General features: G+C 63.7%; 23 protein-coding genes. 8 read left to right on the top strand and 15 right to left on the bottom strand.

Features of this window, described 5'->3' with window-relative positions; translation table 11 throughout:
- Positions 1-289 precede the first annotated feature (289 nt).
- The 5 genes from leuS to S6FBBBH3_RS03315 all read left to right on the top strand — a co-directional run bounded on the left by leuS (position 290) and on the right by S6FBBBH3_RS03315 (position 6894).
- Positions 290-2932 (top strand): leucine--tRNA ligase, encoded by a 2643-nt coding sequence (gene leuS, locus S6FBBBH3_RS03335; RefSeq protein WP_120176405.1) that lies wholly within the window; start codon positions 290-292, stop codon positions 2930-2932.
- Positions 2933-3216: 284 nt separating this feature from the next.
- Entirely contained in the window at positions 3217-3726 is a 510-nt protein-coding gene (locus S6FBBBH3_RS03330; RefSeq protein ID WP_120176404.1) for an LPS-assembly lipoprotein LptE, read from the top strand.
- Positions 3727-3734: 8 nt separating this feature from the next.
- The gene (holA, locus tag S6FBBBH3_RS03325; protein ID WP_120176403.1) at positions 3735-4730 is read left to right on the top strand and encodes a DNA polymerase III subunit delta; all 996 of its coding nucleotides are present in this window, start codon (positions 3735-3737) and stop codon (positions 4728-4730) included.
- 69 nt (positions 4731-4799) lie between these two features.
- Complete coding sequence (locus S6FBBBH3_RS03320; protein WP_120176402.1) at positions 4800-6080, top strand: glutamate-5-semialdehyde dehydrogenase; 1281 nt, start codon at positions 4800-4802, stop codon at positions 6078-6080.
- A 241-nt stretch (positions 6081-6321) separates the two neighbouring features.
- Positions 6322-6894 carry a superoxide dismutase family protein gene (locus tag S6FBBBH3_RS03315; RefSeq protein ID WP_408646491.1) on the top strand — a complete coding sequence of 191 codons (573 nt, stop codon included), beginning with the start codon at positions 6322-6324 and terminating at the stop codon, positions 6892-6894.
- Positions 6895-7076: 182 nt separating this feature from the next.
- Here S6FBBBH3_RS03315 and S6FBBBH3_RS03310 read toward each other — a convergent pair whose 3' ends face one another.
- On the bottom strand, positions 7077-7883 hold the full coding sequence (locus S6FBBBH3_RS03310) for an FAD-binding oxidoreductase (protein ID WP_120176401.1): 807 nt from the start codon (positions 7881-7883) through the stop codon (positions 7077-7079).
- 394 nt (positions 7884-8277) lie between these two features.
- Between S6FBBBH3_RS03310 and S6FBBBH3_RS03305 the strand changes: the two genes are divergently transcribed.
- Positions 8278-9471 (top strand): THUMP domain-containing class I SAM-dependent RNA methyltransferase, encoded by a 1194-nt coding sequence (locus S6FBBBH3_RS03305; protein ID WP_120176400.1) that lies wholly within the window; start codon positions 8278-8280, stop codon positions 9469-9471.
- A gap of 163 nt (positions 9472-9634) precedes the next feature.
- Here S6FBBBH3_RS03305 and S6FBBBH3_RS03300 read toward each other — a convergent pair whose 3' ends face one another.
- The 14 genes from S6FBBBH3_RS03300 to S6FBBBH3_RS03235 all read right to left on the bottom strand — a co-directional run bounded on the left by S6FBBBH3_RS03300 (position 9635) and on the right by S6FBBBH3_RS03235 (position 22329).
- The gene (locus S6FBBBH3_RS03300) at positions 9635-10738 is read right to left on the bottom strand and encodes an iron-containing alcohol dehydrogenase family protein (protein WP_232008821.1); all 1104 of its coding nucleotides are present in this window, start codon (positions 10736-10738) and stop codon (positions 9635-9637) included.
- A 298-nt stretch (positions 10739-11036) separates the two neighbouring features.
- Positions 11037-11405 carry a 50S ribosomal protein L19 gene (gene rplS, locus S6FBBBH3_RS03295; protein WP_120176398.1) on the bottom strand — a complete coding sequence of 123 codons (369 nt, stop codon included), beginning with the start codon at positions 11403-11405 and terminating at the stop codon, positions 11037-11039.
- A 74-nt stretch (positions 11406-11479) separates the two neighbouring features.
- Entirely contained in the window at positions 11480-12271 is a 792-nt protein-coding gene (gene trmD / locus S6FBBBH3_RS03290; protein ID WP_120176397.1) for a tRNA (guanosine(37)-N1)-methyltransferase TrmD, read from the bottom strand.
- A gap of 28 nt (positions 12272-12299) precedes the next feature.
- Complete coding sequence (gene rimM, locus S6FBBBH3_RS03285) at positions 12300-12818, bottom strand: ribosome maturation factor RimM (RefSeq protein ID WP_120176396.1); 519 nt, start codon at positions 12816-12818, stop codon at positions 12300-12302.
- Positions 12819-13031: 213 nt separating this feature from the next.
- Positions 13032-13280, bottom strand: a complete 249-nt coding sequence (gene rpsP, locus S6FBBBH3_RS03280; protein ID WP_120176395.1) for a 30S ribosomal protein S16 — start codon at positions 13278-13280, stop codon at positions 13032-13034.
- Positions 13281-13428: 148 nt separating this feature from the next.
- Positions 13429-14367 (bottom strand): electron transfer flavoprotein subunit alpha/FixB family protein, encoded by a 939-nt coding sequence (locus tag S6FBBBH3_RS03275; RefSeq protein ID WP_120176394.1) that lies wholly within the window; start codon positions 14365-14367, stop codon positions 13429-13431.
- Between the two features lie 15 nt (positions 14368-14382).
- Complete coding sequence (locus tag S6FBBBH3_RS03270; protein ID WP_120176393.1) at positions 14383-15129, bottom strand: electron transfer flavoprotein subunit beta/FixA family protein; 747 nt, start codon at positions 15127-15129, stop codon at positions 14383-14385.
- Positions 15130-15460: 331 nt separating this feature from the next.
- Positions 15461-15895, bottom strand: a complete 435-nt coding sequence (locus S6FBBBH3_RS03265; protein ID WP_120176392.1) for a YqaA family protein — start codon at positions 15893-15895, stop codon at positions 15461-15463.
- A gap of 124 nt (positions 15896-16019) precedes the next feature.
- Entirely contained in the window at positions 16020-17099 is a 1080-nt protein-coding gene (locus S6FBBBH3_RS03260; RefSeq protein WP_120176391.1) for a sn-glycerol-3-phosphate import ATP-binding protein UgpC, read from the bottom strand.
- Between the two features lie 21 nt (positions 17100-17120).
- Complete coding sequence (gene ugpE / locus S6FBBBH3_RS03255; RefSeq protein ID WP_120176390.1) at positions 17121-17969, bottom strand: sn-glycerol-3-phosphate ABC transporter permease UgpE; 849 nt, start codon at positions 17967-17969, stop codon at positions 17121-17123.
- 14 nt (positions 17970-17983) lie between these two features.
- Positions 17984-18865, bottom strand: a complete 882-nt coding sequence (ugpA, locus tag S6FBBBH3_RS03250) for a sn-glycerol-3-phosphate ABC transporter permease UgpA (RefSeq protein ID WP_120176389.1) — start codon at positions 18863-18865, stop codon at positions 17984-17986.
- Positions 18866-18987: 122 nt separating this feature from the next.
- A complete protein-coding gene (ugpB, locus tag S6FBBBH3_RS03245) occupies positions 18988-20301 on the bottom strand; it encodes a sn-glycerol-3-phosphate ABC transporter substrate-binding protein UgpB (protein WP_120176388.1) in 1314 nt (437 codons plus the stop codon).
- Between the two features lie 375 nt (positions 20302-20676).
- A complete protein-coding gene (proC, locus tag S6FBBBH3_RS03240; protein ID WP_120176387.1) occupies positions 20677-21483 on the bottom strand; it encodes a pyrroline-5-carboxylate reductase in 807 nt (268 codons plus the stop codon).
- A 108-nt stretch (positions 21484-21591) separates the two neighbouring features.
- Positions 21592-22329, bottom strand: coding sequence for a YggS family pyridoxal phosphate-dependent enzyme (locus S6FBBBH3_RS03235; RefSeq protein WP_120176386.1), 738 nt, complete (start codon positions 22327-22329; stop codon positions 21592-21594).
- A gap of 158 nt (positions 22330-22487) precedes the next feature.
- Here S6FBBBH3_RS03235 and S6FBBBH3_RS03230 point away from each other — a divergent pair, with 158 nt between their 5' ends.
- The gene (locus S6FBBBH3_RS03230) at positions 22488-23132 is read left to right on the top strand and encodes an epoxyqueuosine reductase QueH (RefSeq protein WP_120176385.1); all 645 of its coding nucleotides are present in this window, start codon (positions 22488-22490) and stop codon (positions 23130-23132) included.
- Positions 23133-23284: 152 nt separating this feature from the next.
- On the top strand, positions 23285-24199 hold the full coding sequence (locus S6FBBBH3_RS03225) for an AEC family transporter (protein ID WP_120176384.1): 915 nt from the start codon (positions 23285-23287) through the stop codon (positions 24197-24199).
- The last annotated feature ends 135 nt before the right edge of the window (positions 24200-24334 follow it).

The following is a 24334-nucleotide window of genomic DNA, read 5'->3' as shown; positions in this document are numbered from 1 at the left end:
GGGCGCCCGAACGGCAATCGGGAACTGTAGCAGATGGTCGGGCGCGGGGTGGGGGCTCGAAAAAGAGCGCGGAGTGCCGTACGCAGCGTGAAATTCGCGCTTTCGGGGGCGCTTGCGCGCTTTTTCCTGCCTTTTTTCGTTTCCCTAGCCGATTCCGCCTACAGACCTTGCCCGCATGCGTGCGGGCGGCGCGGAAGGCTTCGTCCCGTTCGGGCTCCGACCGACCGAACCGCTATACTTTCAGGTGCATTTTTTTCATCCAACCCACTTTTTACGGGATTTCTGCGTTATGCGCGACACCTACTCCGCCCAAGCGGTGGAAGCCGAAGTCCAGGCCCGTTGGAAGGCCAAGGACGTCTATCGGGCCGTCGAGGACGCACTCGACTCGAACGGCAAACCGAAGCCCAAATTCTACGTCTGCTCCATGCTCCCCTATCCGAGCGGCAAGCTCCACATGGGTCATGTGCGCAACTACACCCTGAACGACGTCATGTACCGCTTCTACCGCATGAAGGGCTACAACGTCATGACCCCGATGGGCTGGGACGCCTTCGGTCTTCCGGCCGAAAACGCCGCCATCGCGAAGAAGGTCGCCCCCGCGCAGTGGACGTACAACAACATCGACGACATGAAAAAGCAGATGGAGCCGCTCGGTCTTGCTTTCGACTGGTCGCGCGAAGTCGCCACGTGCCGCCCGGAATACTACCGCTGGAACCAGTGGATGTTCCTCAAGATGCTTGAAAAGGGCATCGCCTACCGCAAGACCCAGATCGTCAACTGGGACCCGGTGGATAAGACCGTGCTCGCCAACGAACAGGTGATCGACGGGCGCGGCTGGCGCTCGGGCGCCGTCGTCGAAAAGCGCGAGATCCCGGGCTACTACCTCGGCATCACGCAGTACGCCGACGAACTCCTCAAGGACATCGAAAAGCTCGAAGGCTGGCCCGAACAGGTCCGTCGCATGCAGGAACACTGGATCGGCCGCTCCGAAGGCGTCACGGTCCGCTTCCCGTATGAATTGAACGGCAATGCGAAGCTCCTCTCCGTCTACACGACCCGTGCCGACACGCTCATGGGCGTGAGCTTCGTGGCGATTGCGGCCGAACATCCGCTCGCCTCCTACCTCGCCAAGGACCGTCCCGACCTTCAGGCCTTCATCGAAGAGTGCGCCAAGGGCGGCGTCTCCGAAGCCGACATGGCGACGATGGAAAAGAAGGGCGTGGCGACGGGCTTCACCGTTTCGCACCCGATCACGGGCGAAGCCGTCCCGGTGTGGATTGCGAACTACGTCCTCATGGGTTACGGCGAAGGCGCCGTCATGGGCGTACCGTCCCACGACGAACGCGACTTCGCCTTTGCGAAGAAGTACGGTCTCCCGATCAAGCAGGTCGTCGCCATGAAGGGCGCCGACTACTCGACCGAAGCCTGGCAGGACTGGTACGGCGACAAGACGCTCGAAACCTACGCGGTCAACTCCGGCAAGTACGACGGTCTTTCGATTCACGACGCGATCGACGCGATCGCGACCGACCTCGAAGCCAAGGGGCTCGGTCAGCGTGAAGTGAAATTCCGACTGCGCGACTGGGGCATCTCCCGTCAGCGCTACTGGGGTACGCCGATCCCGATGATCAACTGCCCGTGCTGCGGTCCGGTGCCCGTGCCCTACGAAGACCTTCCCGTCGTGTTGCCCGAAGACCTTGTTCCGGACGGCTCGGGGAACCCGCTTGTCAAGTGCGAAGCCTTCACCAAGGTGAAGTGCCCGAAGTGCGGCGGGGACGCCGAACGCGAAACCGACACGATGGACACGTTCGTCGACTCCTCCTGGTACTTCCAGCGCTACTGTTCGCCCGACTGCACGAGCGCCATGGTCGACAAGCGCGCCGACTACTGGATGCCGATGGACCAGTACATCGGCGGGATCGAACACGCCGTGCTGCACCTCCTCTACGCCCGCTTCTGGACGAAGGTGATGCGCGACCTCGGGCTCGTCAAGTACGACGAACCCTTCAAGAACCTCTTCACGCAGGGCATGCTCATGGCCGAGTGCTACTACCGCGAAGAGGCCGACGGTCGCAAGCGTTGGTTCTACCCCGACGAAGTCGAAGTGCGCTTCGACGAAAAGGGCCGCCCCGTGGGCGCGATCTGCAAGGAAGACGGCGAACCCGTCGTTCTCGGCGGCATTGAAAAGATGTCGAAGTCGAAGAACAACGTCGTCGAACCGCGCGAAATCATCAAGAAGTACGGCGCCGACACGGCCCGCAGCTTCGTGATGTTCGCCGGTCCCCCCGATCAGTCCGCCGCCTGGTCCAATTCGGGTGCCGAAGGGACGTACCGCTTCCTTCGCCGCATCTGGAACTGGGCCTACCAGAACGCCGAACGCGTTCGCGCGGCCTCCGACGAAACGCTCGCCGACGCCGCTTACGGGCACGACGCGAAGCATCTGCGCCGCGAAATCCACGCGACCCTGAAGCAGGCCGAGTACGACTACGGCCGCATGCAGTACAACACCGTGGTGTCGGCCTGCATGAAGATGTTCAACACGGTCGAAGGCTTCAAGGCGTACGAAACGGACGACGGCGCCCGCGCGCTTCGCGAATCCGTCTCGATTCTCCTGCGCACGCTCTACCCGATCGCCCCGCACATCACGACGGCGCTCTGGGAAGAGCTCGGCTTTGCCGAACGCTCGGGCGACCTGATCGACGCCCCGTGGCCCGTCGTCTCCGAAGCGGCCTTGAAGGCCGATGAATTGACGCTCGTCGTGCAGGTGAACGGGAAGCTTCGCGGTCAGATCACGGTCCCCGCGGAAGCCGTTCAGGACGAGATCGAACGCGCGGCGCTCGCCTGCCCCGAAGCGCTCAAGTTCTTCGAAGGCCTCACCGTTCGCAAGGTGATCGTCGTGAAGAAGAAGCTCGTCAACATCGTCGCGAACTGACGGCTGCTTGAAAGGCCTCTTGCCCCTCTGAACGAGGGGTAGGAGGCTCACCGAGCCCGAAAGAACCCGGCCCCTCTCGGCCGGGTTCTTTCGTTTTGCAGTCGCTCACACCCTCTCCTTTCGCCCGCAGCCGACGGCCCGCGCCGCCTTTCGTTAGAATCGATTGCAACCTCCTTCGGCGCCCGTCGACCTTCGTTCGATGCCGCGCCCGATTTGTTTTTACCAAAGAAAAGGCGGCGCGCCCGTCCCCATCCATGAGCGGGGCGGCCCTGCGCCGGACATGGATGACTCAACCGCTTCAGCGCCGTACGATGCTTGCCCTTGCGGGCGCCCTCCTCCTTTCGTCGGGATGCGGCTTCCGCCTGCGCGGCAACTTCACCGCGCCCTTCTCGACCCTTTACCTCCAGATGCGCGAGAACACGCGCTTTGCCGCTCAGCTCACCCGCACGATCGAAGCGGGCTCGAACGTGCGCATCGTCTCGCGTCCCGAAGAGGCCGAGGCCGTCTTCGAACTCCTTGACATGCGGCGCGAGCGCGACGTGCTCTCCATCAACGCGCTCGGTCGCGCGCGCGAGTACGAGCTCACGCTCTCGATGCAGTTCCGCGTCACTTCGCCCGACGGGTTCGAATTCATCGAAGCGACGACCCTCACGACGACGCGCGACCTCTCCTACTCGGAAAGCGAATTCCTCTCGCGCGAAAAGGAAGAAGAGATCCTCTACGGCGACATGGAATCCGACATCCTCGCTCAGGTCGTCCGTTGCCTCGAAGCGGCGAAGTCGCCCGAATCCTGAGGAGTCGCATGCCCAACGCCCATCAACTCGCCGACTACCTGGCCGGACGCAAATCGCTCGAACCCTTCTGGCTCGTGACGGGGGCGGACGAACTGCTGAAGCTCGAAAGCGTCGACGCGATCCGTCGCCGCGCGCGCGAGCTCGGTTACGAGGACCGCGAGGTGCTCGACCTTTCCGCCCGCTCCGACTGGTCGCAGCTCCCCGACGCCGCGGCCGCCATGGGGATGTTCGCCTCGCAGAAAATCATCGAGGTGCGGCTTGCGAGCGCCCGCCCGGGGACGACGGGCACGGACGTGCTCACGAAGTACGTCGCGCACCCCTACGACGGGGTCGTCACGATTTTCTCCGTCCCCGAGGTCGACTGGCAGACGCAAAAGAGCGCCTGGTGGACGGCGGTGAGCCGCGCGTCGACCGTCGTCGACTGTTCGCCCGTCGAGCGGCCGGCCCTGCCCGGGTGGCTCGCGAAACGCATGGCGCGCCACAAGCAAAGCGCCTCTCGGGAGGCGCTCGAAGCCTTTGCGGACCTTGTCGAAGGGAATCTCCTCGCCGCAAGTCAGGAAGTCGAAAAGCTCGCGCTCCTTTACCCCGAAGGGGAATTGACGCTCGATCAAATCGAAGCGGGCGTAAGCAACTGCTCGCGCTTCGACGCGGCGTCGCTCAACAAAAGCGTCTCGCTCGGCGAACCCGAGCGCGCCGCCCGTATCGTCGACGGCCTCGAAGCGCAGGCCGAGGCGCTCCCGATGGTGCTCGTTTTCTTTACCGGGCACGTGCGCAACATCGCGAAACTTCGCGCCGCCTACGACGCGGGGCAAAGCCGCGCGCAGGGGGTCTTCGCAACGCCCGAACTGCAGCGCGCCGCCCGACGGCTTACGATGAAAAAGCTCGAAGCCGCGCTTCTCATCCTCGCCGAAATCGACCGACTCGCCAAGGGCCTTCCGGTGCCCGACCGCGACAGCGATCCGTGGGTGGAATTGAAGAGCGTCGCGCTTTTCCTCGCCCGCTGACGCAAACCCTTTTTCTTTTCGCCGACGTCTCCCGCCGTTCGGAGGCGCCTTCTTTTTCGGAGGTCCGACATGACCGACACCCTCGACCCCAAGGCCCGCATCGAAGCGATGGGGCAACGCGCCCGCAAGGCCGCGCGCGCCGCGGCGAAAGCCCCGTCCGCACTCAAGGACGACGCGCTCGAACGCATGGCCGCGAAGCTCCTCGAAAACGTCGAGCGCATCGCCGCGGCCAACCGCGAAGACCTGGAGGCGGGTCGCGCCGAGGGGCTCTCCGGCGCCTTTCTCGACCGTCTGGCCCTCACCGAACCCGTTCTCGCCCGCATGGCGGAGGGCGTGCGCCAGATCGCGAAGCTCGAAGACCCGGTCGGCGCCGTCCGTGACGTGAAGCCCCGTCCCTCGGGGATTCTCGTCGGCAAGATGCGCGTGCCGCTCGGCGTCGTGGCGATGATCTACGAGTCGCGCCCCAACGTCACGATCGACGCGGCGGCGCTTGCCGTGAAGTCCGGCAACGCCCTCATTTTGCGCGGCGGCCACGAAGCCATTCGCTCGAACCGGGTGCTCGCCGACATCGTGCGCGAAGCGCTCGTCGAAGCGGGTCTGCCCGCCGACGTCGTGCAGTTCATCGACAATCCCGACCGCGCGCTCGTGGGCGAACTCATCCGCGCGCGCGACTGGGTCGACGTGCTCGTTCCGCGCGGCGGCAAGGGCCTTGTCGCCCGCCTCACGGCCGAAGCGACCGTGCCGATGATCAAGCACCTCGACGGGATCTGCCACACGTACGTCGACCGCGACGCCGACCTGAAGATGGCCGTGCGCGTCGTCGACAACGCCAAAACCCAGCGCTACTCCCCCTGCAACGCGACCGAGACGCTGCTCGTGCACGAGGCGATCGCTTTTGATTTCCTCCCCGAAATCGCCCGCATTTTCCACGACAAGAACGTCGAAATGCGCTGCGACGCGCTCTCGCGCCGCATCGTCGAAGGGGTCGGGATGTCGGCGATCGACGCGACCGAAGCCGACTGGGACACCGAATACAACGCCCCCGTGATCGCGATCAAGACGGTCGCGTCCCTCGACGAAGCGATCGACTTCATCGAAACCCACGGCTCGCACCACACGGACGCGATCATCACCGAAAACCGCACGAGCACCGAGCGGTTCCTGCGCGAAGTCGACTCGGCCTCCGTCATGGTGAACGCGTCGACCCGCTTTGCCGACGGGTTCGAGTACGGGCTCGGGGCCGAAATCGGCATCTCCACGGACAAGATTCACGTGCGCGGCCCCGTGGGGCTCGAAGGCCTCACGAACGAAAAGTGGATCGTCCTCGGGCACGGCGAAGGCCGCAGCTGACCGATTGAGGTTCGGCGCTTTTCGACGCTTTCGCGGAAAGCCCTCTACCTCTTACAGGGTAGAGGGCTTTTTCACGCCTTTACCTCCTCATTTCGAGGTAAGTCCTTGGAGCGACTGAAAAAACCACTTTCGGGGGTTGCAAACGACAGGACGATAAATGAGAATGATTCTATCGATCGTTTGCGATTCATAGCGCAAACCGACACTTTCCGACCAGTTGCAAATCTCAAGGAGACTCGCCATGACCATGTCCCTCGCCAAAGCCGTTGCCGCTTCGCTGGCCGCCTGCACCCTCGCCGCGGGTGCGGCCGTCGCCGCCGACACCGACGCTTCGAAGCTCTACGATCCGATGGCCGAAGCCCAGAAGATCGTCATCCCGGTCAACGTGCTCGACGCTGCGGGCGACAAGCCCGCCGGTCAGATCGTGGCCGTTCAGACCGCCTACGGCGTCGTCTTCTACCCGGCCCTCACCGGGCTCGCCGCGGGCGTTCACGGCTTCCACATTCATGAAGTGCCCGACTGCGGCTCGACCGAAAAGGGTCTCGGCATGAAGGCGGGCGGCCATTGGGACCCCGCGAAGACGGGCGTTCACTCCTTCCCGTGGGACGACAAGGGTCATAAGGGCGACCTCCCGGCGCTCTACGTCGCTCAGGACGGCACGGCCACGCAGCCCGTGCTCGCTCCGAAGCTCAAGACGCTCGACGAACTGCGCAATCATTCGATCATGATTCACGCGGGCGGCGACAACCACCACGATCATCCTGCCGCTCTGGGCGGCGGCGGCGCCCGCATGGCCTGCGGCGTGATCCGCTAAACCCGGAACTCGGTCGAACCCGTTCGACCGCACTTCCTCTGACAAAACACCCCGACGGACGCGTCCGTCGGGGCGTTTTGTTTCTTGCTTCACTCTCGCTTCGCTTTCCGTCGGAGGCGAGGCCCGCGCGCTTTGCGCATCAAAGGGCGCGGGACTTCGATTTCGGCAGGCGCCTCAAAGGCTCAGCGCTTCGCGACGAAAATCTGCTCGTGGATCTTCGTTTCGGGAACCGAGCGCATCGCATGGAGTGCCGTGCGGACTTCCGCCATGCTCTTTGCGGACCCGCACAGATAGAATTCGGCCTCATGTTCGCGGCAGACGCCCCGCAGGAGCGAAATGTCGAGCCCTCCGTGCACGTCGAAGTCGCGCCCGGCGTGTTCGTCGGGCTTCGGGTCGCTGTAAAAGACCGCCAGCCCCGAGTTGGGGAGCCCCTTCATGAGGCGCAGCAGATCGGCGCGCAGCGGGAAGTGGTCCCCGTTTTTCGTCGCATAGACGACATGCACGCGACGAAGCGGCGACTTCGTGGCGACTTCGTTCAGCAGCGAAACGATCGACGTGATGCCGATCCCTTCGGCGATCATCACAAGGGGCGCCTCGGAATCGTCCAGCGTGAAGGCCCCCGCGGGTTCCGACACTTCGATCACGTCGCCCACGCGAACGCTTTCGCACAGGTGCTGCGCGAGAAGCCCCGTGTCACCCGAGAACTGCTTCACGAAGAGACGGTAAAACCCTTCGTCGGGCGTGCCGCAAAGCGTGAAGGCGCGCGGCGCAAAGGTCCCCGTGCGAACGCCGACGCTCTGCCCCGCCTTGAAGTCGGGCAAGGGCGCCCCGTCTTCGGGAACGAGGTGAAAGCACTCGACGTCTTCGCACTCCTTCGTGCGGTTCAAAACCTTGAAATTCTTCCAACCCGTCCAAACGACGGCCTTCTTCGCAACATCCGAAGCCGATTCCACGTGCGCTTCGCCGCGGCCGAAATGCAGTCCGAACATGATGCTCCTCCTCTCTTTACCTCATTACGGGTACTTCTTTCGTAATGGGTGGTCCTTCCCCGTACCCGTCCTTTGAACTAATTCTATCGATGCCCAATTGCGAAAAGCCGCTCTCGGCACCCTCGGTCGGCACGTCGTTTTGACGGGACACGTGTCTTACCGAGGGTCCTTACACTTTTACCTATCCATTCGGAGGTAGGAAGAAACCCGTTTCCTTGCCCGAACGTGCTTTCGGCGCGCGTCCCCTTCGGGCACGAGCCCCGACGCCCGCCTCGGTGGCGGGCGCGCATCGGCTCCTCTACAATGAACCGTTTTCCGTTTTCACTCACTAGACACCGGCCGGCCCGAGTCCCCCGCAGGATTCGTCCGCCCGGCACAGACTCCCGCAGAAAACATGGCCAACTTCTATTACGCCGTCTGCCCCTTCGGGCTTGAAACTCTTTTGGCCGACGAACTTCAGCGCGTCGGCGCCGAACGCCTCGAACCCGGCAAGGGCGGCGTGGGCTTTACGGGCGGGCACGAAACCGCCATGGCCGCGTGCCTTCATTCGCGCCTGGCGAGCCGCATCCTCATGCGCGTCGCCGAAGCCGAGTACTGGGACAGCCGCGACATTTACGACCTCGCGCGTCGCACGCCCTGGGAAAAGTGGTTCGGTCCCGACCATACGATCCGCGTGGGCGCGAGCGCGAACCGCTGCCCGCTGGAAAGCATCGACTTTGCGGTGCTGCGCATCAAGGACGCGGTCTGCGACCGCTTCCGCGACCTCGCGGGCCGTCGCCCCGACGTGGCGCGCCACCAGCCCGACGTGCGCATCGAAGCCTATCTCACGTACGATCGCGTGAGCTTCTACCTCGACCTCGCGGGCGAGTCGCTCTTCAAGCGCGGCTGGCGCCTCACGCACGGCGAAGCGCCCCTGAAGGAAAACCTGGCGGCGGGCCTTCTGATGCTCTCGGGCTGGACCCCTGAAAAGACGCTCGTCGACCCCTTCTGCGGCTCGGGCACGATTGCAATCGAAGCCGCCCACATGGCGATGAACGCCGCTCCGGGGCTCAACCGTCGTTTCGCCTTCGAAAAGCTCGAGGGTTTCGGCGGCGAAGCCTGGCAGGAACTCCTCGAAGACGCCCGCGCCCGCGTCAACCGCCACGCCGCGATGACGATCCGCGCGAGCGACATCTCGTCGCTCGTCGTCGGCAAAGCGCGCGAAAACGCCGCCCGTGCGGGGCTCACGCCCCTGCTTGAAGACGGCCGTTTGTCGTTCGAACCCTGCGACGCGCGTGCCGTCACGGCTCCCGAAGGCACTCCGGGCGTCCTGATCGCCAATCCGCCGTACGGCGAACAGTCGAACCCCAAGTCCGCCTCGATCAACGCGATGATGAAGGACGTCGCCTCGAACCTCAAGGCGAACTTCGCGGGCTGGAGCGCCTGGCTTCTCACCTCCGACCGCACGCTCCCCGGGCAGATGCGCCTCAAGGAGTCGCGCAAGATCGTGCTCTTCAACGGGCCGCTCGAATGCCGCTTCTTCCGCTTCGACATGGTGGCGGGGAGCAACCGCCGCACCCGTGCGAAGGACACGCAGGAAGCGAACTGACGCAAACGGAATTCTGCTCGGGCCTTCCGACAAGCGCCCGAGCGCGATTGAAGATCCGCACCGAAGAAAGCACCCCGAGATCGCTCCCGGGGCGCTTTGCTTTGCGGGGTGTTCGGGGTGCGGTCGCGCCGTCGGGCGGCCGCACCCCGGTGTCACGCTTCAATCAGGCGTTCGTCTTGAGACTGCGCCCGAGCGCATCCACCTTGAGGATCGCCTCCTTGAAGCGTTCCTTCGTCATTTCATAGGGGACGCAGTGCCATTCGCGAAGCGTGGTCGCCCGTTCGACAAGCGCGTCGACCTGGGCCTCTTCGGTGATGTCGAGTTCGTAGAGCGTCGTCGGAAGCGCCACCGAGCGGTTGAAGCGCGCCAAGCGTTCGAGCGCTTCGTCGTTGCCGTCGACCGCCTGCAAAACAAGGACGCCGAAACTCACCACTTCGCCGTGCAGATGCGCGTGGATGGTCGGAAGGACCATCGAGGCGTTGTAGAAGCAGTGGGCGATCGAGGAGTTGTAGTAATAGTCCTTCTCGGTCGTGAGAAGGTTCGACGCGATCCCCGTCGAGATGATGATGTCGAGCACCGTCTGCGCGAAGGCGTCCGACAAGCGACCGGCTTCAAAGTCGTCGAGCGCTTCGCGCCCGTAGCGCAGCAACGGCCCCTCGCACACCTGCGCGACCTGCACGCCGAGAAGCGGCGTGTGACCGAGGTCCTGACCGCGGGAGGAAAGGAGCGCCTCGCACTGCTTCGAGAGCGCGTCGCCGATCCCCGCCCAGAAGAGCTTCCGGGGGCTGTCGAGAATGACCGCCGTGTTGATGAAGCAGTGTTCGGCGCAACGCTCCGTGAAGTGGTAGTGCGAGAGCGACCCGTCTTCGTTGTAGATCACCGCAATCGCCGAAACGGGCGCGCAGTTCGACGCCACCGTCGGCACCGAGAAGAAGGGCTTCTTGAGAATGTCGCTCGCCGTTTTGACCGTGTCGATCGCACGCCCCCCGCCGACGCCGAAAATCACGTCCGCTTCGCGGCAGCCCGGAGACTCGAGAATGCGGTCGACGGCCGCATTCGTTGCGTTTTCGCCGTAGACGAACCAGTCCGTCACCGTCATCCCCGCCTTTTCAAGGCCCGCGCGCAGGCTCGGACCGGCCTTTTCCAGAGCGGTCGCGCCACCGACGACGGCGGCCTTGCGGCCGTAGAAGCGCGCAACGAACTCGAGGTGGTCGAACACATCGGGCCCCACGCTGTAGTGGGGGAGAGTAACGGCGTACGTATTCATCAAAAGTCTCCTTATGGATTCCGGCAGCGGGGCGACCGCTCGAAGGTCGTTCCGACACGGAAAAAGCGTCGAAAGTTCTTCGATTGTAGGGGGCGACCTCTCCGTGCAATCGGGGCACGGAAGCCTATTTGCGTTCCCTTTGCCCGCATTCGGTGCGCCGCAGGCGGTTCCTCCTAATAGAAAAGCCCGAGCGGCACGGAAGCCACCCAGGCGCATCGACGAAATCGCACGCAAGAGCATTCAAGAAAAAGCCCCGAAGGCTTTCGCTTTCGGGGCGGGCATTCCGATCGAACCGGAATCAGTCCTTGCGGACGAGGCGTTCCTTAATACGGGCGGCCTTGCCGGAGCGTTCGCGCAGGTAGTAGAGCTTGGCGCGGCGGACGTCGCCGAAGCGCTTCACTTCGATGCCGGCGATCATCGGGGAGTAGAGCTGGAACGTACGTTCCACGCCTTCGCCCGACGAGATCTTGCGAACGATGAAGGAGGAGTTGAGGCCGCGGTTGCGACGGGCGATGACGACGCCTTCGAAGGCCTGAACGCGCTTGCGCGAACCTTCGACAACGTTCACGCTCACGACGACCGTGTCGCCGGCGCGGAATTCGGGAATCGTCTTGCCGGCCGTGAGGCGGGCCATTTCTTCCTGTTCAAGGGTCTGGATCAGATCCATTTTCATCTCCGTTACCATCGTCATGCGGCCTGAATGTTGGGGACCCGAAGTCCGCCGCCGAGAGGATGGAAGTTTTAAGAAAGAACCTTCCGACGCTTTTTGCGTCGAACCGGTTCGGGTATTTCAATATCCGCACCGAGCTCGCGGAGGTAGAGTCGATCTTCCACCGTGAGGCGTTGAGCGGAATCCGCGATTTTAATCAGATCGGGGCGCGTCTGCAAGGTGAAACGCAAACTTTCGCGGCGCGTCCAGGTTTGGATGTTGGCGTGGTGCCCCGTAAGAAGCACTTCCGGCACCCCCTCTCCGCGCCAGACTTCAGGGCGCGTGTAGTGCGGGGCGTCGAGTAGCCCCGTGCCGAACGATTCGTCCGAGGCGGAAAGGTCCTTGATCGCGCCGGGGAGCTGTCGCACGACGGCGTCGATCAGCGCGCACGCAGGCAATTCCCCGCCCGAAAGGACGAAGTCGCCGAGGCTCACCACCTCGTCGACCGACCGGCGCAAAAACCGCTCGTCCACCCCCTCGTAGCGCCCGCAAATGAGAACGAGGTCTTCGCGGGCCGCGGCGAATTCGCGCACGCGCGCGTCGTCGAGCTTGCGACCGTTGGGGGCGAAGTAGATGACGCGACCGCCGTTCCCGGAAGCGCGCACGGCGTCGAGCGTCGCCTGCAGGGGCTCGGCCATCATCACCATGCCCGGGCCCCCGCCGAAGGGGCGGTCGTCGACCGTGCGGTGCGGGTCCGTCGTGCAGTCGCGCGGATTCCACGCGTTGAAGGACCACAAGCCGCGCTTCAAGGCGCGGGCTGTAATCCCGCAGTCCGTGACAGAGCGGAAGATTTCGGGGAAAAGCGTAACGGCGTCGAATCGCATGACGGACCTCGTTCGGCGAAGCGTCTGCTCAGCGCCACTCGGGCGACCAGTCGACCGAGACGGTGCGCGCTTCGACATCGATCGCGAGGACGTAGACCTCTTTGACGTTCGGAATCATGAAGCGGCACTCGCGGCCGTCTTCGGCCTCGTAGGCGACGACGAGAAGATCCTGCACGCCGTTCGTGCCGACGTCGATGATGCGACCGAGGTCGACCCCTTCGCGGTTGACGACGCGGCAGTCGATGAGGTCGACGGCCCAGACGGCGTCGTCGCCCGCCGCGGGGAAGTCGGCGCGGGCCACGGCCACGCGACCGCGCAGGGCGTCCGCGGCTTCCTTCGATTCGCAACCGTCCCACTTCGCGATGAGACCGCCTCCGTGACGGCGCACGCCCTTCGCTTCGACGGGCGTCGTTTCGCCCGAGGGCGAAATCAACACCCAGCGGCGCACCTTCTCAAGGACTTCGCCCGACTCGAAGGGCACCACGCGGACCCAGCCGCGAAAACCGTAAGCACCCGACAGACGGCCGAGTTCAACCAGATCTTCCATCGTAAACTCTTTCTTTTTCCGAACAAACAAAAACCCCGCAGATCTCAGGCGTAGATACCGGGCTCACTATGTCGGGAACGGATCCGATGTGCTTGGACACGAGAGGCACGACCGTTCGGACGGGAGCCCGCACTTGAGGGGCTGCGGGGCTTCAGATGCAGTTGACAAGTCAACTGCGGGGCGGAGTTTCTCGAAACTCCGGCCGGACGCGGATTAGGCGGCGGGCTTGTGTTCCTTCACGAGACGGGCGACCGTGTCGGAGAGCTGGGCACCCTGGCTCTGCCAGTAGGCGAGGCGGTCGGCCTTGATCGAGAAGGGAACGGCCTGACCGGCGGCCATCGGGTTGTAGTAGCCGAGACGTTCGATGAAACGGCCGTCGCGACGGCAGCGCGAATCGCAAACGTTGATGGAGTAGAAGGGACGCTTCTTGGAGCCGCCGCGGGCGAGACGAATGATAACCATGAGTTTACCTCTTGAACTTTAGGTCGTTGAAATTCAGTTGTCGGAAAGACCGACAGGGGAGCGATTTTACGTGAAGACGCATGCGTCGTGCAAGGGCCGAAGGCGGTTTTTTCGCTCCACCCCCGCACGACATTCGGACGGGCGTCGATCAGCGACCGAGCTTCTCTTTGAGTACGGCGAGCGTTTCCGCCGCGTCGGCCACGAGACCGTAGTCCGCCGTTTCGAAAATGGGCGCTTCGGGGTCCTTGTTCACAGCCACGATGAGGCGGGCGTCCTTGAGACCGGCCGTGTGTTGGATGGCGCCCGAAATGCCGAAGCCCACATAGACGTCGGGAGCGACCATCTTGCCCGTCTGACCGATCTGCCAGTCGTTCGGGCAAAGGCCCATGTCGACCGCCGTACGCGTGGCGCCGATCGCGGCGCCAATGCTGTCGGCGAAGTCTTCGAGCGCCTTGAAGCCCGTTTCGTCGATGAGGCCGCGCCCGCCCGCAACAACGACACGCGCCGCGACGAGGTCGGGTCGATCCGACTTCGTTTCGGTAAAGCGCACGAACTGCGAACGGTCGTATTCGTCGCGAACGAGGATTTCTTCGATGTCGGCGGGCGTCCCTTCGCGATCCGGAGCGGGCGCAAAGGCCGTGGCGCGCACGGTGGCGACCACCGTGGGTTCGTCGACCTCAACGGTCGCAAGGAGCGACCCCGCGTAAATGCCGCGCACGAAGGTCTTCGCACCCTTCACTTCGAGGATGTCGGAAACGGGAGAAACGTCGAGCTTCGCCGCGGCGCGGGGCATCGCAGCCTTGCCCGTCGAGCTCGCCGCGAAAACGACGTGGGTGTAGCCCTCGGCTTCGTCGGCCGCGAGGTCGGCGAGCACTTCGGGGCATTCCTGCGCGAGTTTGGGGCTTTGCGCGAGGAGCACCGTACGCACGCCCTCAAGCTTCGCCGCTTCTTCGGCGATCGCCTGGCAGTTGTTGCCCGCAACGAGCACGTCGACCGTGTCGCTCATCGACTTCACGGCCGTGAGCGCGCGGCGGGTGGCGGGCTTCAGGGAGCAGTTGTCGTGTTCAGCAATCAAAAGAGCCGTCATTTTTTACTTCTCTCCTCAGGCGTTGAGGGCGTGCTTCAACTTTTCAACGAGCGCGTCGACGTTCGGGAGCATTTCCCCGGCGGCGCGTTCGGGCGGCTGCTCGACGCGCAGCACCTTCAGGCGCGGCGCCGTGTCGACGCCGAGCGTCGCGAGTTCGATCTCTTCGACGGGCTTCTTGCGGGCCTTGGCCATCGAGGGCAGCGTCACGTAGCGGGGTTCCGCGAGACGCAGGTCGGCCGTCACGACGGCAGGCGACGCGAGCGACACGGTCTGCGTGCCGCCGTCCGTTTCGCGCGTGACGATGTAGCGGCCGTCCACGACGTCGAGTTCGCCCGCAAAGGCGCCGAGCGGCATGTCGCAGAGCGCCGAGAGCATCTGACCGACCTGGTTCGAGTCGTCGTCGATCGCCTGTTTGCCGAGCAGAATCAGGTCGGGCTTTTCGCGGTCGGCGATTTCGCGTAGCACCTTCGCCACGGCGAGGGGTTCGAGCACGTCGTCGGTACGCACGTGCACGGAGCGGTCCGCGCCGATCGCCATCGCCACGCGCAACTGATCGACCGCCTTCATCGGGCCGATCGTCACGGCCACCACTTCGTCGGCCTTGCCGGCCTCACGCAGGCGCACGGCCGCTTCGACCGCGATTTCGTCAAAGGGATTGAGCGCCATCTTGGCGACCTTCAGATCCACCCCGGAATTGTCGGGGAGCGGGCGCACCTTCATCTTGGCGTCGACGACCCGCTTCACAGCAACCATGATCTTCATAAAAAATTTTCCCCCGCGAGCCGCAAGCGCGGCTTCGACGAGCGCCTCCTACGTTTTGGATTACGTCGTTTGTTGGCAACCACGGCGCCCCGATCGACGGCAATCGATCGGTGTCGCGCTTCACGCGGCGCCCTTCGGCGACCCCGACCGGCGGGCGCCGCCCGTGCGGCCCCCGTCGGAAGGCTGTATCCGAAATCGAAAACGAGAACCCGACAAAATTTGTCAGGAACCCGACGCGGGCATTATAAGGTAGGCGACCCGCCCGTTTTCTTAACGAAAAAGACGATTTTGCACGGAATGCGGACGGGGACGAGGACGGAACCGCGCGTGCTCAGAGGACCGCGAGATGGAGACCCGCGACGAGCACCGCGTAGCGCGCCCCCTTGCCGAGCGCGACGAAAAGCGCGGTCAACCAGGGATTGAGACGCAACCAGCCGGCCGCAACCGGCAACGCGTCGCCGAAAAGCGGCACCCAGGAGAAAAAGACCGCCCAGATCCCGTACTTGTGGAGCCAGGCAAGCGCCCGACCCTCTTTCTTCTTCTCGGGGATGAAGCGCCCGATCAGATAGCCCGTCATGCCCCCCAGGGTGTTGCCCGCCATGGCGATGAGGACGAATTCGAGCGTGCGGTCGGGCTGAGCGGCCGCCGCGCCGAGCAAGACCGCTTCGGAGCCCCCGGGAATGACCGTGGCGGAAATGAAAGCGGCAACGAAAAGCACGAGTTCGATCGACTCGTGCTGAAAGAGCGTGAGGAGATTTTCGATCATCCGCCAAGGATACCCAGAGAAAAGGGCGCCCGCTTTCGGGCGCCCTTTGCGTTTTCGTTTCGCTTCGTATCCTCGGGAACGCCGAAGCCGCGCGGGGCCGCCGCCCCGCGGGGTGCGCCGTCCGTTACGGGCGAACGCGCTTCGTCGTCTCCGGATCGAACCAGTGCACGGCCTTCGCCGGGAAGTCGATCGCGCAGTCCGAACCCGACTCGGGCACGAACGCGTCGACGTTTTCGCGGAAAACCACGCTCGAGCCGAGCATCGCGCCGTGGACGAGGTACTCGGAGCCGAGCCCTTCGACGGTTTCGGTGCGGAAGGTGCCGAGCGCGTCGCCATTCGTTGCGGGCGACATCGTCACGTGTTCGGGACGGATCCCGAAGACGAGGTCGCGCCCCGCGAGAGACGGGACCGCTTCGGGAAGACGTACGCTCTCCCCGTTCGCTTCGAAGCGCGTGCCGTCCCCCGAAACGCGACCGCGAACGAGGTTCATCGGAGGCGAACCGATGAAGCCCGCGACAAACATCGTCGCCGGATCGTCGTAGACCTCTTTCGGGGTGCCCACCTGCTCGGCCACACCGCCGTTCATAACGATCATGCGGTGCGCGAGCGTCATCGCTTCGACCTGGTCGTGCGTGACGTAAAGGCTCGTCGTGCCGAGGCGCTCCTGCAGGCGCTTGATCTGAAGGCGCGTCTGCACGCGAAGCTTCGCGTCGAGGTTCGAGAGCGGTTCGTCGAAAAGGAAGACGGAGGGCTCGCGCACGATCGCACGCCCCATGGCGACGCGCTGACGCTGCCCGCCCGAGAGCTGACGCGGACGGCGCTCCAGAAGCCCCGTCAACTGCAGCATCTCGGCCGCTTCGTTCACGCGCCGGTCGATCTCGGCCTTGTCGATGCCGCGGATCTTAAGGCCGTAGGCCATGTTGTCGTAGACCGTCATGTGCGGGTAGAGGGCGTAGTTCTGAAACACCATCGCGCAGTCGCGGTCCTTGGGTTCGAGGCGGTTCACCACCCGGTCGCCGATCCGAAGCTCGCCCGAGGTGATGGGCTCGAGCCCGGCCACCATGCGCAGAAGGGTCGACTTGCCGCAACCCGAGGGGCCGACGATCACGATGAATTCGCCGTCCTCAATGTCGAGCGAGATGCCGTGCACGACCTTCACGTCGCCGTAGCTTTTGCGGATTTCTTTGAATTGAATGCTTGCCATTTGTGTGTGTGTTCCGGTCGTTTATTTTTCGGTGTCGACAAGGCCCTTCACGAACCAGCGCTGCATGAGCGTGACGACGAGGGCGGGAGGAATCATCGCTAGCATGGCCGTGGCCATGATGAGGTTCCAGTCGTTTGCGGAGTCGCCCCCGCCGATCATGCGTTTGATGCCGATCACGATCGGGTACATGTCCTCCTGCGTCGTGACGAGGAGCGGCCAGAGGTACTGGTTCCAACCGTAGATGAACTGGATCACGAACATGGCGGCCATGTTCGTCATCGAGAGGGGCAGCAGGATCGTGAAGAAAAACCGCATCGGGCCCGCGCCGTCCATGCGGGCGGCTTCGGCGAGTTCGTCGGGGACCGTGAGGAAGAACTGACGGAAGAGGAACGTGGCCGTCGCCGACGCGATCACGGGGAGAATGAGCCCGCCCCAACTGTCGAGAAGGTTCAAGTCCGCCATCACCTGGTAGGTCGGCGTGATGCGCACTTCAACGGGCAACATGAGCGTCACGAAGATGAGCCAGAAGCAGAGCTTGCGGCCCGGGAACTTGAAGTAGACGATCGCGAAGGCCGAGAGGAGCGAGATGAGAATTTTCCCGATCGAAATCCCCATCGCCATCACAAACGAGACCCACATCATGCGACCGACGGGCGCGCGCGAAGCGGTGCTGCCGCCCGAGGTGAGGATCTGCAGGTAGTTGTCGACGAAGTGCGCGCCCGGGATGAGGCTCATCGGCGCCTGCTCGACTTCGACCGCCGTTTGGGTGGAAGCGACGAAGGCCACGTAGACGGGGAAGACCACCACGATGACCCCGAGCACGAGCACGAGATGAGTGAAGAAATTGAGCCAGGGACGATTTTCAACCATGACGGCTCTCCTTGTCAGTAGTTCACGCGCCGCTCGATGAAGCGGAACTGGAAGACGGTGAGCGCGATCACCATCAACATGAGAATCACGGACTGCGCGGCCGAACCGCCGTAATTCATGTTGCGGAAGCCGTCAACGAACACCTTGTAGACGAGGATGTTCGTATCCTGTCCCGGGCCGCCCTGCGTTGTTGCGTCGACGATCGCGAACGTTTCGAAGAAGGCGTAGACGACGTTCATCACGAGAAGGAAGAAGGTCGTGGGCGACAAAAGCGGGAAGACAACCGTCGTAAAGCGCCGGAAGGGACCCGCGCCGTCCAAAGCTGCGGCCTCGAGAAGCGACTTCGGAATGGCCTGGAGCCCTGCGAGGAAGAAAATGAAGTTGTAGCTCACCTGCTTCCACACGGCGGCGATCACGATGAGCGTCAACGCGTGGCCGGAATTGACGAGGTAGTTCCAATCGAGCCCGAGCCCGTGAAGCACGTACGAAATGATGCCCAAGGTCGGGTTGAAGATGAACATCCAAAGCACCCCCGCAATGGCGGGCGCCACGGCGTAGGGCACGATGAGGAAGGACTTGTAGACGTTCGCGCCCCGCATTACGCGGTCGGCGCACACGGCCAAAAGCAAACTGATCGAGAGGCCGAGAACCGCCACGAGGGCCGAGAAGACCATCGTGACCTTGAAGCTCGCGACGTAATTGGGGTCGGCGAAGAGATCGCGGAAGTTCGCCAAACCGACGAATTCGGTGCTCAGTCCGAACGGGTCCTCCATGAGGACGGACTGCTGAATGGCCTGACCGGCCGGGAGAAAGAAGAATATGAGCGTGATGAGGAGCTGCGGCGCAACGAGTGCGTACGGCAACCATCGGCTCTGAAAGACGGCTCGTTTTTCCACGTTGGAGATTCCGAAGGGTTGAACGGAGTACGTGCTTTCGGGAGGACTTCATCCCGAAAGCACGCGAACGAACTCGGAGCCCGCGCGCCCGAAGGCGCGCGGGAATTCCGGTTTCAGAGGTCTCAGCGGTTCGTCACGCGTTCGAAGCGCGCGAGCTGCTCGTTGCCGCGGCGAACGACGGCCGCAAGCGCGTCGGCCGCACTCTGACCGCCCGTCCAGATCTTTTCAAACTCTTCGTCGACGATCGTGCGGATGTTGGGGAGATAGCCGAGACGGATGCCGCGGCTCTTTTCCGTGGTCTTCAACATCTGCTTCACGGGAACGTCGGCGCCCGGGTTCTTCTCGTAGTAACCCGAAGCCTTCGCGATTTCAAAGGCCTTGAGCGTCACGGGAAGGTAGCCCGTGCGCATGTGGTTGTTCGCCTGAACCTGCGGGTCGGAAAGGTAGTGGAAGAAGTCGGCAACGCACTTGTTTTCGGCTTCGGACTTTCCGGCCATCGCCCAGAGCGACGCACCGCCGAGCGCGGTGTTCTGCGGAGCGCCTTCGACATCCGGATAGTAGGGCATCGGCAGCGTCATGAATTCGAAATCGGCATTGCGGCGAATGTTCGCGAGCGTGGCGGAACTCCCCATGCTGATGCCGCACTCTCCCGTGTAGAAAGCGGCGTCGGCCTGATTGCCGCGCCCCTTGTAGACAAAGAGGCCGTTTTTCGCCATCTCGGCGAGATTTTCGATGTGGCGGCGGTGGAGCGGCGAATCGATCTTGAGGCGAGCGGCCGGACCGCCGAAGCCGTTGTTGAGGGACGCAAACTCGACGTTGTGCCAGGTCGAGAAGGTTTCAAGCTGCGTCCAACCCATCCAGGAGGTCGTCATCGGGCAGGCTTCGCCCGCGTCCTTCAGCGCCTTGGCGGCCGCCTTGACGTCGTCCCAGGTCTTCGGAAGCTTGTCGGTTTCGGTGGGCAGACCCGCCTTCTTGAATTTCGTCAGGTTGACGTACATGACGGTCGTCGACGAATTGAAGGGGTAGCTCATCATGCGGCCGTCGGGCGTGGAGTAGTAGCCGTAGACCGCGGGAATGTATTCGTCGGCGTGGAATTCGTAGCCCGCCTTTGCCATGAGGTCGCCCACCGGAACGACGGCGCCCTTGCTGAACATCATCGTGGCGGTGCCGACTTCGAAGACCTGAAGAATGTTGGGAGAGCGACCCGCGCGGTGCGCGGCGATGCCCGACGTCATGGTCTGGTCGTAGCTGCCCTTGTAGGTCGGGGTGAGGCGACAGTTCTGCTGACTCTTATTGAAGTCGTTCGCGAGGTCCTGAACCCAGTCGCCCAAACTGCCTGTCATGGCGTGCCACATGCTGATGTCGGTAGCGGCCTGAACGCCGCCGGCCAAAAGCGCCGCCGACATCAGGCCGGCCGCAACGAAGGTCTTGCTCATAGTGTGTCTCTCCGAGAGCTTCGGTCTTTCGCGCCCCGACGCACGACCGCCCGCATTGCGAAGACGGGTCGTCCGCCGACGCTTTCCTGTAGGAGGAAAGACGGACTCCTGAAGTCGCCCGAGCACCCCGGGACACCGAGAACGCGTCGACCGGCACGCGCGACGACCCGAACTTCATCATATGGATCGATCGGTCGTACGTCTATACGTCAAGAGAACAATAACCGCTGTTTTTCCGTAGGTATTTCCATGCCTTTCGCTTTCGGGAAAAGCCGTGTAAGACGCGCCGTTGGAAGGGCAGACGCTCCGAAAACATGCAAAAAAGGCGGAAGTCACCCCCCGCCCTCGGCTTTCGATTTCGGTTTTTCGTCCGGCTCAGCGGAACAAGGCCTTCATCTCGGCCGTACGCTTCAGAGCCGCTTCGATCGCCTCGTCCATCATGCCGTCGACGTCGCGTGCGTTCATGACCTCAAGCGCCTTGGCGGTCGTGCCGCCCTTGCTCGTCACCTTTTCGCGAAGGCGCGAGAAGGGTTCGTCGGAGCTGCGCGCGAGCATCGCGGCGCCGTACACGGTCCCGAGCGCGAGCGACCGCGCCGCTTTCGGGTCGAGCCCCCGCTTGAGGCCCGCGGCTTCCAAGGCTTCCATGAAGCGGAAAACGTAAGCCGGGCCCGAACCCGGAATCGCCCCCACGAGGTCGATTCCGTTTTCGTCGGGAACGCGCACGACGTCGCCCGACGCCTTCAGCACCGCCAAGGCCGCGGCGAGCATCTCGTCGGGCGTCCCTTCGGGGGCCCAAAAGCCCGTCATCCCGCAACCGACGAGGGCGGGCGTATTGGGCATCGCGCGAAGCACGCGGTAGCCGCCCAACCACGCGGAAAGGGCCGAGGCTTCGATCCCCGCGGCGATCGAAAGGGCGCACCCTTCGGGGTTCAAGAAGGGCACGTAGGGCTCGACCGCTTCCTTCATGTTCTGGGGCTTCACGGCAAGGACCAGGAGCGTACATTCCGTCACCCAGTCGCCCGGGCCCTCGTACGTGCGAACGCCCGCTTCGGCAAAGTGTTCGAGCTTTTCGGGGTGACGGTCCGCGACGCGAATGCGCGCGGGATCGGTCGTCTTGAGCAGTCCCCCGATCATGGCGCCCGCCATGTTGCCGCCCCCGAGAAATCCGATGATGTGTTCCATAACGTTCGGCCCCTTGCGGGCGCCGCCTCCGTTCGTTGCGCGCCCGAGGGCGCCTCTCTTTTTCAAAAATCGATGCCGCCCCGTCAAACGAGGAGCCGTTGAGGCTCGTCAGTGACGGGCTCCGTAGTCGCGTCGCCCGAAAAGGGCGCTTCCGATCCTCACCTCGGTGCTTCCTTCCGCCACGGCCGCTTCAAGGTCCGCGCTCATCCCCATGGAGAGGGTGTCAAAGTCCGTCCATTCGGGGTGCGCCGAGCGGACGGCTTCGAAAAGCGCGCGCGCCGCGCGCAAGGGCGCCCGCTGCGCTTCCGCGTCGTCGGCCGGCGCGGGAATCACCATGAGGCCGCGGAGTTTGAGGCCCGGCAGCGCCGCCACGGCGTCGAGAAACTCGGGGAGCGCTTCGGGCGCGACGCCCGACTTCGTCGCTTCGCCGTCGATGTTGACTTCGACGAGCACGTTGAGAGGGGCGAGCCCCTCGGGGCGTTGCGCCGAGAGGCGCTCGGCGATGCGAAGCCGGTCGACGGACTCGACCCAGTCGAAGCGCTCCGCGACCGGGCGCGTTTTGTTGGCCTGAAGGGGACCGATGAAGTGCCACTCAAGCGCTTCCGCCAAATCGGGACGGTTCGCGCGGAACCAATCGACCTTCGCGCACCCCTCCTGAGCGTAGTTTTCCCCGAACGCGCGAAGCCCCAGATCGGCGGCGGCCTCAAGCGCGCGTTCGTCGAACGTTTTCCCGACCGCCAGCAGTTTCACCTCGTCCGTGCGTCGGGCGGCCTTTTCGCAGGCCGCGGCAATGCGCCCTTGCAGGGCTTCGATGCGCCCGTCGAGACCGGGTTCCAAAATGCTCATACAATGCTTTCCGTTGTCAACTTCAACCCGTGCGGCAGGTTGCCCGAGGTTGTTCGGGAAGTTTATCGCGTCGCAAGCGCGTTGCCCTCCCCCGCGCCCGAACGCTTTTCCCGCTTTTTCTTTCAGGAGGCCGCCCACGGCCGCACGCGGAACGTACGATGTCCGAACCCGTTCTTCTTCACAGCTGCTGCGCCCCTTGCTCGAGCGCCATTCTCGAGTGGCTCCTTCAAAACGACTACGCGCCGACCGTCTTTTACTTCAACCCGAACATCTTCCCCGCCGAGGAGTACCTCGTGCGCAAGAAGGAATGCGTACGGTACTGCGAAAAAATCGGCGTGCCGTTCGTCGACGGCGACTACGATCACGAGCGGTGGTTGGAGGCCGTACGGGGGCTCGAAAACGAACCCGAGCGCGGACGACGCTGTCGGGCGTGCTTCGGCGTACGCATGCGCGCAACCGCGCAGTGTGCGGCCGAGCTCGGGATCCCGCGCTTTACGACGACGCTTGCGGGAAGCCGCTGGAAGCGGCTCGACCAGATCCGCGAGGCGGCGCTCGAAGCCGCGGAACTGACGGGCGGCAAGACCGCCTATTGGGACGTCAACTGGCGTAAAGGCGGGCTTCAGACCCGTCGTTCCGAAATACTTGCGGCCGAGCACTTCTACAACCAGCTCTGGTGCGGGTGCGAATTCTCGATGGGACACCTGACTCAGCGCAGCGCCAAGGAACTCCCCGAATACGTGCGCGACTTCGTCGCGCGCTTGGGAACGAAGAGTACGAGCCGAAAGCCCGAAGGAGAGCGCTGAGCGCACGCGCCTTTGCCCCCCTACTTTGGTTGGGGGCGAAGGCCGAAAAAGCGCTGTAGCATAGGAAGTTTCTTCCCACTCAACGCCGCCCTCTTCCTACTCCCCCAACCGATTCGAGAGCTCGATCCGGGCGACTTCTTCGCAGATTCGCCATGGATACCGGAACCGCCAAAGTTCTTTCGCTCGCGCTTTTCATTTTTCTCGGCTACCTCCTCCGACGGCTTGAGATCCTTCGCGCCGAAGCCTTTCATGCCGTGAGCGGCCTCGTCTTGTGCGTGACGCTCCCGTGTGTGGTCATAACGGGGCTGAACGGCGTCGCCGTGACGGGCGACATGGTTTGGGTCGCGCTTCTCGGGTTTCTTTCGAACCTCCTCTTTCTCGGGATCGCCACGCTCTTCGCGCGCAAAGCGCCCGACGAAGACACGCGCGCCTTCGACCGTCTGAACCTCTCGGGCTTTTCGATCGGGCCCTTTGCCATTCCGTACATTCAGGCCTTCTACCCCGGGGCGGGCTTTCTCACGACGATCGTCTTCGACATCGGCAACTCCGTCATGTCGGCGGGCGGCACCTACGCGGTCGTCGCGGGCGCCAAAGAGAAGACGACCGCCTGGGGTGCGGTGAAAAACGTCGGCGGAAAGCTCCTGCGCTCGGGCCCGACCTTAAGCTACATGCTGATGCTCGTTCTTTCGTTCGCGTCGATTCGTCTCCCTGACGCCGTCACGACGTGCACGTCCGTTGCGGCAAGCGCCAACACCTTCTTATGTATGATCATGGTCGGGGAGTCGATCAACATTTCGATGCCGCCCGGGACGATGAAGCGCCTTCTGAAGCTCCTCGGGGAGCGCTTCGTCATGCAAGCGGCGCTGGCGGCGGCCTTCTACTTCCTGCTTCCCTTCGACCTTGAAGTGCGTCGCGCGCTCGCGCTCGTCGCCTTCAGTCCCGTGCCCGCGATGAACCTAATCTATACGGCAAAAATGGAAGGGGACCTGGCGCTTGCCGCCAACCTTTCGAGTATGAGCGTCGGTGTCGCGATCGTCATGATGTCGGTGCTCGCGGCCGTACTCTGATCGGCGCTCGACGCACGTCGAGCGCTCTGCGGGCGAACCTGCCCGCGCCCTTGGCGCGCTCGGAAGGCAAACTGGCGCCAAAAGGCGCATCATTGTGGTCACACGCCGCTTGCGAACCGCCCGAGCGGCACGACC

The sequence above is a fragment of the Sutterella megalosphaeroides genome (assembly GCF_003609995.1).
Taxonomy (GTDB): Bacteria; Pseudomonadota; Gammaproteobacteria; order Burkholderiales; family Burkholderiaceae_F; genus Sutterella; species Sutterella megalosphaeroides.
This window is presented reverse-complemented; position numbering and strand designations above follow the sequence as displayed.